The organism is Mucilaginibacter sp. UYCu711, from assembly GCF_050433825.1.
GTDB lineage: Bacteria > Bacteroidota > Bacteroidia > Sphingobacteriales > Sphingobacteriaceae > Mucilaginibacter.
Window position 1 is genome coordinate 875,314 of sequence record NZ_JBNPWM010000001.1, and the last position, 15,848, is coordinate 891,161.

The window sequence follows — 15,848 nt, forward strand, 5'->3', positions numbered from 1 at the left end:
AATCACTTCATCCAACCATGCTCCCAGTAATGTATAACCGCCACTTCCTTATCCCTAAACGGTTTATCTCGAATTTCCCAATAGTCATATAACATGATATCTTTGGGTGGGACAGTATCTTGTTGAGAATTTTTTTTTGTAAAATAATAGACTTCGCGCATCCGATAAGGTCCGGTATAATCGATTGTTTTCATCGAATTCCGAAAGCCATTTTCATGGATATAGCAAATGTTATCTAAGAGATTAAATAAATATTGTTCGCCTTTTACCGCAGCAAATGCGTCAGGGGCCAGGGTTTGGTTTTGCGGGTCTTGCAATAAAAAACCTGTCGGGTGCTTTACATCCAGTTCTAAAAACTTATTAAGGCTTAAAAGTTCGGTATCCCAATCAAAATAATAGCCACCAAAATGATACACTATCAAGTAACGGGCAATATCGGCAGCTTCGCCGTAATTCCTCGCCGTCGAAAATGCGGGAAAAATTGAGGGATATTCTTTGCCTATAAACTCTGCTAACAACTGGTCATTCCAAATTTTAATTTCGTAACCGTGCTCTTCAACAACATGCCAGGAATTAATACATTGAACAACAAGGTTTGATGGTTTTGGCCCTACAATGCGATGAATAATTTTAGGTACCATATAATTAGTTGTTAAAATACGCCTTTATCCGGTCCCAGGAAAAGTGTTCGGTATAACTGCATACATCATCTTTTCCGAAAGAAACCATTAAACCATCGTCATGTTGCATTATTCCGATAGGAAAAATCACCTTACAATGCTTCCCGTTACTTAGTTGCCATAATAAGTTGTATTCATCGTCTGGCTCCTCATCAATATAGGGTAGCGGCGTGTGGTGATATTCTAACTCTTTACTAAATGGGTTAAACCTAGCCACAGTATAATAGTAAAATATTTTAAATCCAGTTTCATTTTCTCTAAAAGAATGTATAAATCCGTAAAACCAACCATCATTAGCGTTTGGTTCAACCACTAAAGGGGTGCCCCCCTTTAATTCACCAAAGTCCCAGCCAGTTGTTATGTTTTGTGATTGGTAAATTTCCTGCAAATCTTTTTTACCACTAGTATTTTCAATTTTGATTACCCTCAAGAAAGGATCAAATTCAGTAACCATAAAAAGTTCACCATTATAAATATAGGGCGACCAGTTTTTTTCATGAAACCTTTTAGATAAACTGTTTAGTGAAACCTGATTTACAATTATCCCTTTTTCGGCATCTATCTCGCCGTAACCCACTTCATATTTTAATTTCCAACCTACATTTTCCTCGAACGGTAAGAAATTATAAAACGCTAAAAGCCTATCACCAAATGAAAGTAGCCTTATATCTTCAAACGCCGTATTCTTGTTTTCTGCAAATAGTCTTTTGTCTGATATCGGTTCTAATTCCGCATCCAATTCTGTTAAAAAGTATTCAGCATCATAGTGACGTAAATGTTTGGTTCTGTATACACACCATATGTTTTTATCGTGCTTTGCAATAGACGCGTTAATTTGCAGCATAATGTTGATACGTTAATGTTACCAAATAGCCAGATTCAAAGTGATATGGAATTAAAGAAGGTTTTATCATATTATGAATGGAAAGTATTAGTTTAGTGAAATAAAGCTAATAATTATTTTAAAAACCCAATGATTTATTTACATTAGTATTACCTAATTCGCCTAAATCTTCCATTTATGAAAAATATAAAAATTCCGGCTAAGCACTTAGTTATTCTTATTTTACTTTCTAGTTTCATTGGCAACGTTTATGCACAACGGCCCAAATCTGAAGTGTTCGCAGATGATTTAGCTAATAAATTGAATTTATATGGCGAAAAAATGCAAGCCCCCGTGTTGTTCATCCATTTTGATAAAAATGTTTACACCAACAATGAAAATGTTTGGTTTACGGCTTATTTTCTAAATCTTATTAATCAAACGGCCTATAAAACACTATGTGTGGCCTTGGTAAGAGACAATGATCATTTGTTAGTTATCAACGAAAAATTCATCGTTAGTCAAGGCCTGTCATTTGGCAATACCGTTATACCTGATACAACAGCAGCGGGACATTACAGATTTATTGCCTACAGTAATTGTTTGCTTAACGGCAAGCCGGATGTATTGTTTGCTCAAAAGATTATTATAAAAAGAGATGCGCAACCCAGTTTTTCCGCTTCACTTAATCCACTTGATACTTCATTAACTAACGTGCGGCAAAAAGTAATGCTACTCGTGACAAGTAACGATCATAAAAAACCTATATCAACTTTATCTTTAGACTATTATTTGGGCGATGCTAGTCGTCCAGTAATGAAGGGCGAAGCAAAAATTACGCCGACGGGACAGTATATTTTTGATATACCGTCAAGCCAGTTGCGGCAAGGCGAAAATAGGCTTCACGTAAGGGTGGGCAAAATCGACGAAACTAAAGATCTTAATATAGATCTACCAGCCCGGCCTCAACCCGCAATATTAAAATTCTTTCCCGAAGGCGGAAATTTTGTCACCGGTTTAAAAAACGTAGTGGCTTGGGAAGTTAAAAACCACACCGGCCAGGGTTTAGCTGCTGAGGCGATATTATATGAAGATAAAAACATTATAAATACGATCCATACCAACAGTTATGGATTTGGCAGGTTTATATTAACACCAAAAGATAATACAGTTTATAGTATAAAACTCGTCAGTGTAAATAAAAAGGACACCTTGTATAATTTGCCTGCATCTATAAACCATATTCCTGTATTGTCCATCCAGACAGCAGTTGCAAATAGTGTTCTAACTGTTAAACTTAAGACCGATAAACCGCAACTGGTTTATTTAAACCTGCATAATTATACTCAGCTTTTTTCTAGCTCCCCAGTTAAGCTTGGGGTTGATGAAAAAAAATTTAGTATTCTTTTGAACGATATACCTAAAGGGCTTACGCAAATAACCTTGACGGACAGTTTAGGGCGCCCACTCTCTGAACGTCTATTTTTTGCACATTATGATGAAAAGCCCGGCTTGCAGATCAACACAGATAAAATCAGCTATAAATCAAGAGAAAAAGTGACTGTAAGCCTGAAATTGGATGGAGTTGGCCCATTGGACAATGGATTGGTATCAATAGCATGTGTACAGCAAAATAGATTGCAGATAAATAATAAAAACGATATTGAAACTTATTTTTATTTAAAGAATCAATTAGGTGATTTGCCAGTAAAAGAAAATTATTGGGGAAGCGATGAAGCGGACAAGAGCTTTTTAGAAGATATACTCCTGATAAAAGGATGGCGAAGATATTCCTGGTTGGACATGCTAAAAGTTAAACCCACAGAAATCACAGAGACGCAAGGGAAAATATTTTTTAAAGGGCAGGTAACCAAATATGGAGCTAAAATATCAGTGCCCGTTGATGTAATAAATTACAATTTTCCACTACATGTTATTAAAACCGATTCCACTGGGAATTTTACGGTAGCTGACAACGATTTAATCGTCCAGCGTAATAAAAAGGTAGTTGTTTTTATAAATAATGATAAAAAGGAGCTATATCAAGTAAAAATAAATGATCCTTACCCGTTAACGACAAAGAATATTTTAAAAGAAATGGAATTTGCTGATCGGAACCTGCCTCAGCAACAAAGTACAAACTTCAATGAAATTTCTGGATTCGACAGGGCTATTAAATTAAAAGAAGTAAAGATAAAAGCAGATAATAATTCTTTTCATCGTTTTGGTGCACCGAGTGCAAACGTCTCTGAAGACTATGTATGCAGGTATAATATTTTAAATTGTCCGACCCATAGAAACGAGCCCGATAATAGACCTCCTGTAATTGGCGAAAGTTATTATATAAATGGTATATATACAGTATATAGGGGACAAAACGCTGAATCTGAACATAGGGATTTGGCATTTAGTGGTATATATGCGGAGCAGGAATTCTATCCCTCAGATCTTTCCCAGCCTAATTCACCACCTGAATATATGTCAACTATCTATTGGAAATATCTGGCAAAAGTAACTTCATCAAATACTGTTGAGTTTTCATTTTATACGAATGAAATATCCGGTTCGTTTAAAATCGTGGTACAGGGTCGTACTAAAAGTGACATGATCTACGGCGAACGATCATTCGAGGTAACAAAAGAATAGTCGGCACAGCAATCGATTTAATTGTGAAGCCCGTTTTCAACCATAACACATTATTTGGTCGAGAAAATTAGAATATCTGTCAAATTATTTATCTTGAAAATAAGTAAAGAAAAGAGGCTGCTCTTTTCGAGGCAGCCTGCTTTTTTTAAATATGATCATCACAATGAACGCAGCCGACGAAATTTCCGGTTGCATCACATTGTGCAGTCATACATTGTGGAATACCGTTGTTTGTGGTTGGTGGACAATCACCGGTGCATCCAGCATTGCCAGAGCCGGTTCCTGAACCCGAACCGCTGCTCGCGCATTCATTTAAAGAAGTACAAGTATAACCTGTACCGCAATCATAATCAGTACTACAACCACCGGTGATTCTTCTTAGTTGATCTCTATTAAGAATCTCTCTTGCACCTAAGCTAAGCGCTTTTAATCTTAATTTTTTCATTTTTTTAAAATGGTTAAAAGTTTAAAAATTTAGTTAACTATATAATCCTGAGTAGGCTAGCACAACCGGATTATGTCTTTTTATAATGGGTATATTATAATTCGTTTTTATACAGATAAAAAATATTTAAGATCATTAACACTATAGTTTGATGGCAGCTGATAGCCGTCAACAAAAAAAGTGGGTGTAAATTGAATATCTGTTTTAGCGCACCAATCTCGCATGGCTTCAACTTTTTCGTCCTGTTTTTTTAGTTCGCCATTCATCGGGTATTTTTTGGCAAAAACATCGTAGTCTTTTTTTTCAGCCAGGTACCAGTCGCCTAATGCCTGTTCTGTTAATCCGTCTTGTTGTTTTTGGTCAATCGCCAATAAGTGTTTAACCGGTTTTGATCTGTAGTCGTTTTCATCAGCCGTAGCGGTAAAAATAATTTGAACCTGCAACTCAGGGTTATTATGCAGCAAGTCGTCCATAGGTGTGTGCACACGGGCGCAGGGCCCGCAGTAAGGGTTGCAAACCTTTATTATTTTGACCTTAGCATCAGGGTTACCCATAATAATGCCCAAGCCCTCCGGGTTAACGGTTAAAGCTTTTTGTTTTTCTAACACCGCCCTGAATATTTCGGGGCTATGTTTTAACCTTTGCAGTTCCAAGGTTAATTGTCCGTTTTCTTTTGCCCGGCGTAAAGCCGGTAATAAAAGTGTTATTACAATAAAAGGGATAGCAAATGCCGCTACGATTTGTACCAGCATGTTAAAAATATTACCGTTTTGTAATAGGGAAACATTATACCAGCCGCCAATAAAGGTAATCGCGCATTGTAACACTAAAACTGTCTGAACTGACAAGCATAGCACGCACCATTGTTTAGCTACGCGCCATTGGTAATAAACCGAGTAAAAAACGTAGGGTATCGCTGTGAATGTTAACCAGGAAAGCAGCATTAAACTACCGGGGTTTGACAGGCCGGTGAGTAATAAGGTAATCAAGCCACCGGCAAAATAAACAAAACCAATTGCGCTCCAACTTATACCGAAAATTTTGGCAGCTTTCGAATCTAAAATGGCCCCGCAGTTTACTTTTTTGCCCGCCTTGCAAATATCCTGTAAGGCAGCGTTATTTTGATCGACTTCATACCAGAGCAATAGCGTTGTAATTGCCATACCCGCAAGGGTTAAAATGGCGTACAATGCGGGTGTCAGCGCGCCTATTCCCCTGTCAAAGAATGCCAGCAACGTTACTGCCAGCAACAACAAAGGCAGACAGGCCGCTACTAATGACTGCGACAACCTGATCCGCTTTTCTTCTTGTATGTTTTTTTCGTAATCTTTTTCTTTTATCGGCTCTTCAATTTCTGCCAGCAATACCGTTAACTGGTTTTGTTTTGAAAATGATTTAAGGCCTGTTTTACGCCAGGCCTGATCTTCGGGGTTGTAAAAGGTGATAATATCACCTGTAATATCTTTAACCACCGTAAATTGGTGACCGTGCTTTTTTCCGTTATATTGAGTAATAAACGGCGTAGGCAATTCAGCAAGTTTCTCATAATCAAACTTTGCGGTTAAATTTTCAATTCCGTGGTTATTCAGCACATCACTGATGCTTAAAAAGGCCGGATAATCGGGATGTGTCTTAATGTCTTTTTCAAGGCTCGACCTCGAAATCTTTGCGCCCATGAGTTGTGCTAAAAGAAATGCCGCTTCAGGCGCATTGTCCTTTGGCTCTAGTAGTCTGGTTATCAATTGTCTCATTTCATATAAGTTTATGCGTGATTTTCAGTTGTGGTTAAAGGAGAGGGTTCTTTAATATGATATTTTATATAAGCCTGCTGAATACGTTTGAGCTTTATATCACTTTGAATAAACATATTATTGACCAGTCCCTTACGTTCATTATGTATTGCCGTAACATCTGAATAGCCAAAATCCTTTTGTGTTGAGATGAAAGGATACAATAACATTTTATTCATCGTCATAGCTGAATAGGCTACATCGGCTATTATATTTTCATCGAAAGGGTAATCCAGTATCTCCTGGAAGAATTCTTTATAAATTACCATAAACTGCGCCGACAATAAATATTTGACCCAAAATCTGTTCTTTGTGATAGGTATCACATTGGTAAATTTTCCAGAGCCGCCAGATAGCAGGCAGGCGCCCTCATCATTCGCATCTACAATATTTTTTATGAGAAATTCTTTGGAGTAATATTCTGTAAACTGATGGTCGTCCTCGCAAATAATGATTACATCATCATCATTGACACGGGCCATATTTATAATCTTGCGAATACTCAACCAGAGGCCAAGGGCACCAACCTCATGTTTACAAGCCTCAATGATCTGTACAGCAAACTCCGGCTTACCGGCAAATTCATTCTTGATATGGGTAAGCCTTTCGGTGCGCTCAGGTAAATTGATAATGTAGGTGGGGATGATTACCGTTTTATAGAACTCGGCATCCAATGTATCTATTTCTTCCTTAGGAAGCGTCTGATAAAGGTTTTTAACCTTTTTTAAAGTAGTAACCCAATAATCTGTCGATTTAAACAGTGTTTGAACCCGTCCTTCCTGGTTGTTTCTTGTTGTAGCATCTGAATAGCCAAAATCTTTTTGTATCGCCAAAAACGGATATCTAAAAATTACATTGTTAGATAGCTTGGCTACGTAGAAGTCGGCAGCATCATAATTTCTAAGTTTCGTTTCGGAAATAGTGGGGAAAAACTTTTTGAATATTACAGTGAAATGAAGTCCTGAAAAATTATTTGTCCAAAAGAGGCTATCTGATATTTGTACGGTATCATCAAACCAACTAACACCTCCAAGCAATACATCCGCTTCTTTTTCTTTTGCCTCATCGATGGAAACCAACAAATGCTCTTTCGAATAATCTTCAGTAAATTCAATATCGTCCTCACAAATAATAATATACCCTGCATCTGTTGGTGCCAGGTCCTGTAAAATGTAGCGGATGGTCATCCATAACCCCAACGCCCCAAAGGAATGTTCAAAAGCTTCTACTATAGTCAAAGCGAACTCATCACGACCATTAAATTGCTCCAGAACGTTCGCTTTTCTATCAGCTCGCTTCTTTAAATTAATAATATAAGTGGGTATAGAAAACGTGCTGTTGTCTATAGGCGTAAGTATATCGCTCACGAGTTGTTTCATGTTTAGGTAGATTAAACACAACTCCAAGCATAGGGATACTTGAGGTATCGTGTTAAGGTTTAGTTGTTTGTCATTGTAAAATTAGAACTAAATTTTAAAAAACAAATTTTATTTTAAAAAAATTAGGAAAAGTTAAAAACAGAATTTTTTTTTCATTTACTTTACAGTCACCTACTTAACCAATACCTTATTATGCGCTTCTCCTTTTATAAACAGTTAAATGCTATGGATTGCGGTCCTACCTGTTTACGCATGGTAGCCAAGCATTATGGGAAGCATTATAATGCCAATACACTACGCGCTAAAGCCGGTTTTAATCGGGCTGGTGTTTCTATGCTCGGCATTAGCGAAACTGCCGAACAAATAGGGTTCCGTACTAGGAGTGCCCAAATAAATTTTGATAAATTACTGGTTGCCCCTCTTCCCGCTGTACTTCATTGGAACAACAATCATTTTGTAGTATTGGTATCGCTTACCAAAAGAAAAGCCGTGGTTGCAGATCCGGGCCGGGGAATGATCACTTATAAAAAACAGGAGTTTTTAAGATACTGGATCTCCAATAAAAAAGAAGAAATAGGCGAAGTTGGCACGGTGCTGTTGATGGAGCCAACGCCATCTTTTTATGAGAATGAAGGCGAGAAGGAACACAAATTAAAATGGGGTATAATTGCTCAATATCTTACGTTAAGCAAAAGACAGCTTACGTTGGTATTTGTTTCGTTGTTGGTTACCTCATTATTGCAATTGCTGCTGCCGTTCCTTACCAAAAGCATGGTGGATATCGGTATAAATACCCGTAATATACAGTTTATTACAATGGTATTGATAGCGCAGCTAATGCTAACGCTAAGCAATACCGTTATCAGCTTTATAAGAAGCCGCCTACAATTAAAGATTTCGAATATTACCAATATATCCATCCTGTCAGATTTCCTGATAAAACTTACCCGGTTACCTGTATCCTATTTCGAAACCCACCAACCTGGGGATACGATGCAGCGCATTGGTGATAACCGGCAGATCCAGGCTTTTTTAACCGGGCAAACCATGACAACCTTGTTTTCTTTTTTCAATTTTATTGTCTACGCTACTATACTTATATTTTTCAATATACAATTGTTCCTAGTGTTTGCTATCGGTAATTTGGTTTATTTCGGCTGGATCCAACTCTTTATGGGGGTCAGGCGCAAACTCAATTACCAAAGTTTTGAAGTTTCCTCAAAAGCCAATAGCGCTACTATCCAGCTTGTACAGGGAATGCAGGAAATAAGGCTAAATAACGCTGAACAGTTAAAGCGCTGGGAATGGGAAAATATCCAGGTAAATGTGTTTAAACTGGGTTATAAAAGTATGAACTATGGGCAGATTCAAAGTGTCGGAGGGCTGTTTATTAACCAGGCAAAGGATATTTTTATAAGCTTTATGGTAGCGCAAATGGTAGTGAGTGGCCAGCTTACCTTTGGAGCCATGCTGGCAGTGCAATATATCATAGGTTCCTTAAGCGGCCCCGTAAGCCAGTTTATGGGCTTATCGCAAACCATACAGGATGCCCGCATCAGCATGGAGCGGTTAAATGAGGTGCACGGACTGGATGATGAAGAGCCCAATGACAAGACTTTTATTTCGTACTTACCGGCCAACAAAGACATTTACTTTAATAAAGTGTCCTTTACCTATCCCGGCGCGGGCAATGATCCTGTTTTGGAAGACGTCTCGTTAACTATACCCGACGGTAAAGTAACGGCTATAGTTGGTGTTAGTGGCAGTGGTAAAACAACCTTATTAAAATTACTTTTAAAGATTTATAACCAATATGATGGTGAGATCAAAGTAGGTGAAAGTAACTTCAATTATTTAAGCGCCTCTTTTTGGCGCAGGCAGTGTGGGTCAGTATTGCAGGATGGGTTTATTTTTAGCGACACCATCGCTAAAAATATTGCGGTTGGTTATGAGGAAATAGATGAAGAGCGGCTTGCTCAAAGCTGCCGTATCGCTAATATTTTTTCTTTTATAGAAGGGCTGCCTAACGGGTTTAATACGCTTTTAGGCGGCGGCGGGGTCGGCGTAAGTCAGGGTCAAAAACAACGGCTGCTTATCGCCAGGGCGGTTTATAAAGAACCGGAGTACCTGTTTTTTGACGAGGCTACCAATGCGCTTGATGCAAATAACGAAAAAGATATCGTAGAACACTTGAATGAGTTTTTTAAGGGGAGAACCGTAGTCGTGGTTGCCCATAGATTGAGTACAGTTAGAGGGGCAGACAAAATTGTGGTATTGCACCAGGGCAAGATAGCTGAAGAGGGAACCCACCTGGAGTTAACCAATCTAAAAGGCAGATATTATGAACTGGTGAAAAATCAATTAGAGTTAGGCACTTAATATTTAACAGATGCAAGAAGAACAATTTGATGAAGAGGATGAGAAAGTATTTTTAGCCAGTACCTCTTTATCAGCAAAACATACGTTGCGCTCAGAAATGGCGCAAGAAATAATTTCAAGACAGCCAGGTTTTTTAGAGAAATGGTCGCTATTAGTTTTTCTGGCTATTTTAGTACTGATCTTTAGCGGTACCTGGTTCGTTCATTACCCGGATGTTGTTACCACCCGTGCAATTATATTGGCAGAGAACGCCCCTAAAGAAATTATTGTCAGACAGGAAGGACAGCTAACAAAACTTATCATTAAAAATGGTCAGCCGGTAAAGCGCAACGATGTGATAGGCCGGATTGAAAATACTGAATTACGGGCACCAATAGATGGTAAGCTGTCTTTTAATATTCCCGTGCATGAAAACTCCTATTTAAAAGCGGGCACTTTATTAGCCTATGTAATTCCTGAAAATGCAAATTACTATGCGCAAATCGTTTTACCCCAAAATAATTTTGCAAAAATGGACACCGGTCTCCGTGTTCAATTGCGTTTAGATGCCTATCCTTATGAAGAGTGGGGGTTTTTAGATGGTACCATAGCCTATATAGCTGGTGTCCCATCAGATGCCGGTTTTTTGGCTACTATTAGGTTAAACAACAGCTTAATGACGAACGATAAAAAGAAGCTATCAGTGAAAAACGGACTAAAGGCGCAAGCGATGATCGTTACAAAGGACATGCGGCTATTACAACGGTTTTATTATGGTTTTGTGAAATCAACTTCTATTGATAAATAATAGGTTTATGAAAATAATAACGAAAAAAAAGGAACTTAAAGAATCGTACAATTCAACAATTTTTAGTAAAATCTATCAAAAAAATGGTTGGGGCGGTAAAAAAGGCGAGTTCTACTCTGGCCCTGGCTCACATAACTTTTTTATAAAGGGTTATACCAAAGTTGTAGCCGATTTTATTTTAGATAATGATGTACATACAATTGTTGAAATTGGCTGCGGAGATTTCAATGTAAGTAGTGGTATATTAAACATTCTTGACGATGTTAACCACGATTATACTTACATTGGTTATGATGTAGTAAAGTCCTTAATAGCCAGGAATAAATCATTATACGGCTCATCAAAAATTGATTTTGTGTGTAAGGATTCTTGCGTGGGTCGTATAAAGGGAGGAGATTTGTTAATTATACGGCAGGTATTACAACACTTGAATAATAAATCAATTAAACAAATTACAGATAAGTTTAAAAACTACAAGTACATCATTTTTACAGAACACCAGGCCTCTGAAAAATACGGTGAATTAATTGTGCCAAATACAGATCAAAGCACAGGGGTATCAATAAGATTAACAGTAAAATCAGGTGTCTATCTTGATAAAACGCCTTTTAATTTAAAAATTGATTCAAAGCTATTTTCTATCCCCCAATGGCTTTACGGACTTGACGCGTTTATTAATACCTATCTGATTAAAATAGAATAATCAAGATAATTACTAATTTCAACGCACACTGTTCAATTTGACTTTGATCAACTAGCGATTATCAATAAACGATTTTCTAGAACTACGTTGATTTATGTCTACTTTCCTCATAAACGAGTAGGCTGAATTGTGTTCCACAAACCGACCGTTTAAAGAGAGTGGCCAATTCTGTTTAACCCTATTTCCCAAAGTGTAAATTTATGCTCCTTTGGCTGGTTTAGTTTTCTCTCAAATTAACTTCAAAATCTATTCTTATTTTTTTATATTTATATGGGTTTGAGAGAAAACAAACGTCATATATGAAAATAGGATATGCAAGGCATATGGTTCGCATTTTGGTGAGCAATAGCCTATCCACCTGATTTTTGAAGTGGTTATATATCAATTTATAAAATAAGGCGTTTAACGGCATTGCTAATTTTGGTAAAATAGTGGTTGATTAAAAACCATACGTTCAATCAACCTATGGAACAAAGTATCTTGATATTTAAGCCTGTTAAAGCGGTAACAGAACTCATCGATATACTTCTGCAAGTAGGTACAATGATGATGGGTGCCTCTTAGCCAGGATTTAAACATCATGATCTGGCGATGCATTAAAGGAAAAGCTTTTCCCTTTGCTGAAACCTCCTGTTTAATACCGGGATACCTTTGTTTTAAAGAAGTGTACCCTTTCCAACCATCCGTCCTCATGTTTGCATCCTTGTCGATATGCTGATCAAAAAATACTTGTAGTTCAGCACTATGGGCAGACGGGATCACCTTTGCGTAGCACCTGTGTATGCCAAAACCATCAGTTTGTATAGCCATAACTACCTGTTGCTTAGTTTTATTCCCACGTCCTGTATTACCGGCTTCAGGGCCGCCAACGTAAAACTCATCTACTTCTATATCTCCTTTAAATGGATTATTACCGCCGCTTTTCATCGCTTCAATCACTTTTTGTTTAAATGACCAACACGTTTTCTGCCTTAACCCCAATTTCCGGGATAGTTCATAGCTTGACATGCCTTTCTTGTTCGTTACTACCATAAAGGCAATATAAAAAGCCTTGCGCAATGGAAATTTTACCTTATGAAATAAAGTCCGCGCTGTGGCCGACTCCGCATATTTACAATTAACGCATTGCCGGGAGCCAACTTTCTTGATTTCATAGTAATGAGTGTGCCTACATTTGCCGCACTGATAGCCATTTTCCCGTTTTATTTCCGAAAGATATTTCCTGCAATCATCGTCCGTTGCAAATCTTTCAGAAAATTCTATTAGGTTTAGTCCTTTAAACATCTTATTCAATATTAATACCCTGTTCGGTATAAATATACTAATAATTTTAGTATTTATAAAAGCCTTATTCTATCAATTTATTATAATCTATTTGGTGAGTTGTATGCTGTTAAGTTTTTACTCACCGAATAACGCACTTTTCTACTGTGAAAAGGTGTTTAGATGGTGGTTTCGACTTAATGAAAAAGCCTGTAATCATTTGATTTTTCGTATTTTAGTTGGTTGAGATACCTGTAAGTTCGGACAGGTATTGTTCAATTAAACCAGTTTCCTCGCTATTATAGGAGTAAAATTCATTGGCCTTCCATTTTGGCAAAATGGTATCGGCCGCAGTGAATACAATAATTCCTTGCCTTTGTGCAGGTTTGCCTGAATGTATTTGATGCGTTTATCATTTATATCCTTATGTTTTCTATACCCCCATTTGAGAGTGAACATGACCAGCCGGGTTTCCAGTAGGAAAAAAAATCACTTTTCTCGTAGCTGTGTATTGGTCACCATAATAGACCTGGCTGTGCTACATTAAACCAATGTACCAATCTTGCGTTTGTAAATCAATGGTATGGATTTAACAGATAATTTTAATTTTGAAAGATAGCAAAGCGAAAGCATAACAATCAAACCAACCAGTATAACAAAATTTTTAGGGAAAATATGGACGCTGCCCTGCCCGGAATTATGGAGCATTTACTGAGCTTGCATATCGTAAGTAGTGAAGAATTACCGGATGATATGCAACACACGAAATCGCACCGCCCTGATCTGTTAAAAAAATTTACCAATCCCGCTGGTAAAACTTATGTGCTGCACATGGAATATCAAGCTAAAGATGATATAGATATGACGTACCTATGGCTGAGTATATAGTGTTATGCTTCAACGAAAATACCGCTTGGATGTAAAGCAATATGTCATTTTCCTCGGCATGGGGAAATCCAGAATGCCGCATACTTGAATATTAAAGCCCTTGCATACGCAATGGCTTTAATTATTTAAAAACATTGGATTTATTATCTCATTTTCGCTGACAAATCCATGTGCTTGCTGATTAGAGTGTAACAAATGATTAGGAAAACTAAACCCAATATGCCCCATATTACCCTTGTAAGCATGATCCGATAATATTCGGGGCTTCTTACCTGTTCAGGAAATAAGGTAAACCGCAGTTGCCTGACAACAGGCTTCGGCTCTTTTTCAATGACCCTGCTAATAGTCAATAAACCCGTGTTAATCTCGCCTTTAATGCCGGATAGATCGGGTTGTGGTGCTTTGACTTCAATCTTGGCATACTTGCTTTCAAAACTATTCACCAGTGTAAGGGTTTGTTTTGTCATCTCTGCAATGGTATTGTCTTTTTCTTCCAGTTTAGCTTCCTGCATTTTCATAAATGCCAGTACCTTTTCTTCCTGCTTAAATATCTCTTCAAGCATTTCTTTAAGGGTCATTTCATCAATTCCAATTTCCTTGCTTTCCATAATCTTAAATTGTTAGTGGTTATTTATAAATTATATTTTTATTGTTCTGCTCATTACCGTGATATTCCCCCGGAATACCTGTGTTGTTCCGTTTGTTCTTTTGCCAATTCTTCTTGCCGCTGTTGTTCACGTATCTGCTGCTGTTGTTGCTGTTGACTGATTAACTGCTGTGCTTTCAGTGTTTTCTCTATATCTTCCAAACTATAACCGACCTGGCTGCCTTTAAACCGTACCATTTGTTCATCAATAAAAGCGATACCCCTGCCCAGCTCGACCTTGTAACCCTGCTTTTCCATTTGGGCCTTGACTTCGGCAACATTACCGGATTTGTCGATAGCCCATACTAATGTTTCCTTCAGCCGTTCCTTTCGTTTGTCAATGCGCTGGCTTTGCGCTACCCTTTGTTCGGGCTTTAAGAATTTGTTCGGGCTTAATACCTGGGTTAGGTTATATTGCAGCTCCATCTTCCGGCACCAAGCCGCCATGCGTTTATAACTGTTGCTATCACTGGCTGTCGGCCCCTCGTAGCCGATCCGGTTGGCGACAACGTGCATGTGCTCATACCCCGTATCCGCATGGGTGATGGCTACAAACTGTTTATCTGCAAAATCAAACTCCTTAGCCAGTGCCTGCGCAATGTCGATCTGATCCTGCCGGGTTAGTTTGCCGTAATCATCGGGGTGAAAACTGATACTGGCATGGAACACCGGCTTGCCTACTTTTGGGTTTAGCTGGCTAACCTCGATGCACTGCCGGATCAGTTCTTTTTTGGTGCCAAAGCATTCATTGTAATGGATGACCTCGGCCTGCTTCTTCGCTTCTTCCATTTTTTGTAATTCTTCAGTTTTCTGCCTACGCCCCTCGTGCAGATATTTCAGGCAGCCGCTAAAACTTTTTCCGGTTACGATTTTTCCGATCATTTGACATAGGCTTTAATATCCAATACTAAACCATGTATCTCCCGGATACCCTGGTTAAGTAATGCTCTTTCCAAAGCGTTCAGTTCGTCGCCACTATTGCGCTTGCGCGCCAGTTGGTTCATATTGGATGCTACGTTATTGAGTCTCCCCGTGAACTGCAAAACCTCTTTGGGCAGCGTCCTGACTTTGACCTGTATCCTGGTTTTCAAACCCAGTTCCCGGAGAAACTCCGACACGGTCATATCCGCTCTTTTGGCATTGACCTCAATGAGCTTTTTCTCCAGTGGGGTACACATCGCGGCGGCGATCTGCCGCCGCTTGTGCTGTTTAACAGGGCGACCTGTTTTAACTTCCGGCCTGCCTTTTAGTGTTTCCTTTTCCATATATCGGTATGGCTAAATATGTGTTTATCGGTCTTATCCAACTCTTAAAAAATCCCCCCGAATGCGATAGCATGAATGGGGCCAGCAAGTTTTGGTAACACCAAAACATAGCTCATACTTTAGCAGGGTAATTCAGGAGATAGGTAAATGAGTA

Annotated in this window: 14 protein-coding genes; 5 read left to right on the forward strand and 9 right to left on the reverse strand. The window is 38.4% G+C overall.

The features are described from left to right. Positions 1-2: 2 nt before the first annotated feature. Positions 3-641, reverse strand: coding sequence for a glycosyltransferase family 32 protein (locus ABIB50_RS03940; RefSeq protein ID WP_429377436.1), 639 nt, complete (start codon positions 639-641; stop codon positions 3-5). A 4-nt stretch (positions 642-645) separates the two neighbouring features. Continuing rightward, positions 646-1,524: a hypothetical protein gene (locus ABIB50_RS03945; RefSeq protein ID WP_429377437.1), complete on the reverse strand. Its 879-nt coding sequence runs from the start codon at positions 1,522-1,524 to the stop codon at positions 646-648. A 177-nt stretch (positions 1,525-1,701) separates the two neighbouring features. On the opposite strand from ABIB50_RS03945, the gene ABIB50_RS03950 reads away from it, so the two are divergent. Next, positions 1,702-4,149 (forward strand): hypothetical protein, encoded by a 2,448-nt coding sequence (locus ABIB50_RS03950; protein ID WP_429377438.1) that lies wholly within the window; start codon positions 1,702-1,704, stop codon positions 4,147-4,149. Positions 4,150-4,294: 145 nt separating this feature from the next. On the opposite strand, the gene ABIB50_RS03955 is transcribed toward ABIB50_RS03950, so the two are convergent. From ABIB50_RS03955 to ABIB50_RS03965, 3 genes are all read right to left on the reverse strand, one after another. Next, the gene (locus ABIB50_RS03955; RefSeq protein WP_429377439.1) at positions 4,295-4,594 is read right to left on the reverse strand and encodes a hypothetical protein; all 300 of its coding nucleotides are present in this window, start codon (positions 4,592-4,594) and stop codon (positions 4,295-4,297) included. 107 nt (positions 4,595-4,701) lie between these two features. Then, on the reverse strand, positions 4,702-6,345 hold the full coding sequence (locus ABIB50_RS03960) for a vitamin K epoxide reductase family protein (RefSeq protein WP_429377440.1): 1,644 nt from the start codon (positions 6,343-6,345) through the stop codon (positions 4,702-4,704). An 11-nt stretch (positions 6,346-6,356) separates the two neighbouring features. Beyond that, on the reverse strand, positions 6,357-7,763 hold the full coding sequence (locus tag ABIB50_RS03965; protein ID WP_429377442.1) for a hypothetical protein: 1,407 nt from the start codon (positions 7,761-7,763) through the stop codon (positions 6,357-6,359). Between the two features lie 192 nt (positions 7,764-7,955). Here ABIB50_RS03965 and ABIB50_RS03970 point away from each other — a divergent pair, with 192 nt between their 5' ends. Genes ABIB50_RS03970 through ABIB50_RS03980 form a run of 3 tightly spaced genes read left to right on the forward strand, consistent with a single transcriptional unit; the run spans position 7,956 to position 11,632 of the window. Beyond that, positions 7,956-10,142 carry a peptidase domain-containing ABC transporter gene (locus ABIB50_RS03970; RefSeq protein ID WP_429377443.1) on the forward strand — a complete coding sequence of 729 codons (2,187 nt, stop codon included), beginning with the start codon at positions 7,956-7,958 and terminating at the stop codon, positions 10,140-10,142. A gap of 10 nt (positions 10,143-10,152) precedes the next feature. Further along, entirely contained in the window at positions 10,153-10,929 is a 777-nt protein-coding gene (locus tag ABIB50_RS03975; protein WP_429377445.1) for an HlyD family efflux transporter periplasmic adaptor subunit, read from the forward strand. Positions 10,930-10,936: 7 nt separating this feature from the next. Further along, positions 10,937-11,632, forward strand: a complete 696-nt coding sequence (locus ABIB50_RS03980; protein WP_429377446.1) for a hypothetical protein — start codon at positions 10,937-10,939, stop codon at positions 11,630-11,632. A gap of 414 nt (positions 11,633-12,046) precedes the next feature. On the opposite strand, the gene ABIB50_RS03985 is transcribed toward ABIB50_RS03980, so the two are convergent. Beyond that, positions 12,047-12,916, reverse strand: a complete 870-nt coding sequence (locus ABIB50_RS03985) for an IS1595 family transposase (RefSeq protein WP_429377447.1) — start codon at positions 12,914-12,916, stop codon at positions 12,047-12,049. A 654-nt stretch (positions 12,917-13,570) separates the two neighbouring features. Here ABIB50_RS03985 and ABIB50_RS03990 point away from each other — a divergent pair. Then, the gene (locus ABIB50_RS03990; RefSeq protein ID WP_429377448.1) at positions 13,571-13,783 is read left to right on the forward strand and encodes a hypothetical protein; all 213 of its coding nucleotides are present in this window, start codon (positions 13,571-13,573) and stop codon (positions 13,781-13,783) included. Positions 13,784-13,926: 143 nt separating this feature from the next. On the opposite strand, the gene ABIB50_RS03995 is transcribed toward ABIB50_RS03990, so the two are convergent. The 3 genes from ABIB50_RS03995 to ABIB50_RS04005 are packed head-to-tail and all read right to left on the reverse strand — an operon-like array spanning position 13,927 to position 15,694. Beyond that, on the reverse strand, positions 13,927-14,391 hold the full coding sequence (locus ABIB50_RS03995) for a hypothetical protein (RefSeq protein ID WP_429377449.1): 465 nt from the start codon (positions 14,389-14,391) through the stop codon (positions 13,927-13,929). A gap of 53 nt (positions 14,392-14,444) precedes the next feature. Then, positions 14,445-15,311: a relaxase/mobilization nuclease domain-containing protein gene (locus ABIB50_RS04000; RefSeq protein WP_429377450.1), complete on the reverse strand. Its 867-nt coding sequence runs from the start codon at positions 15,309-15,311 to the stop codon at positions 14,445-14,447. Beyond that, positions 15,308-15,694, reverse strand: coding sequence for a plasmid mobilization protein (locus ABIB50_RS04005; RefSeq protein ID WP_429377451.1), 387 nt, complete (start codon positions 15,692-15,694; stop codon positions 15,308-15,310). Before ABIB50_RS04005 ends, ABIB50_RS04000 begins: the two co-directional genes overlap by 4 nt. Between the last annotated feature and the right edge of the window lie 154 nt (positions 15,695-15,848).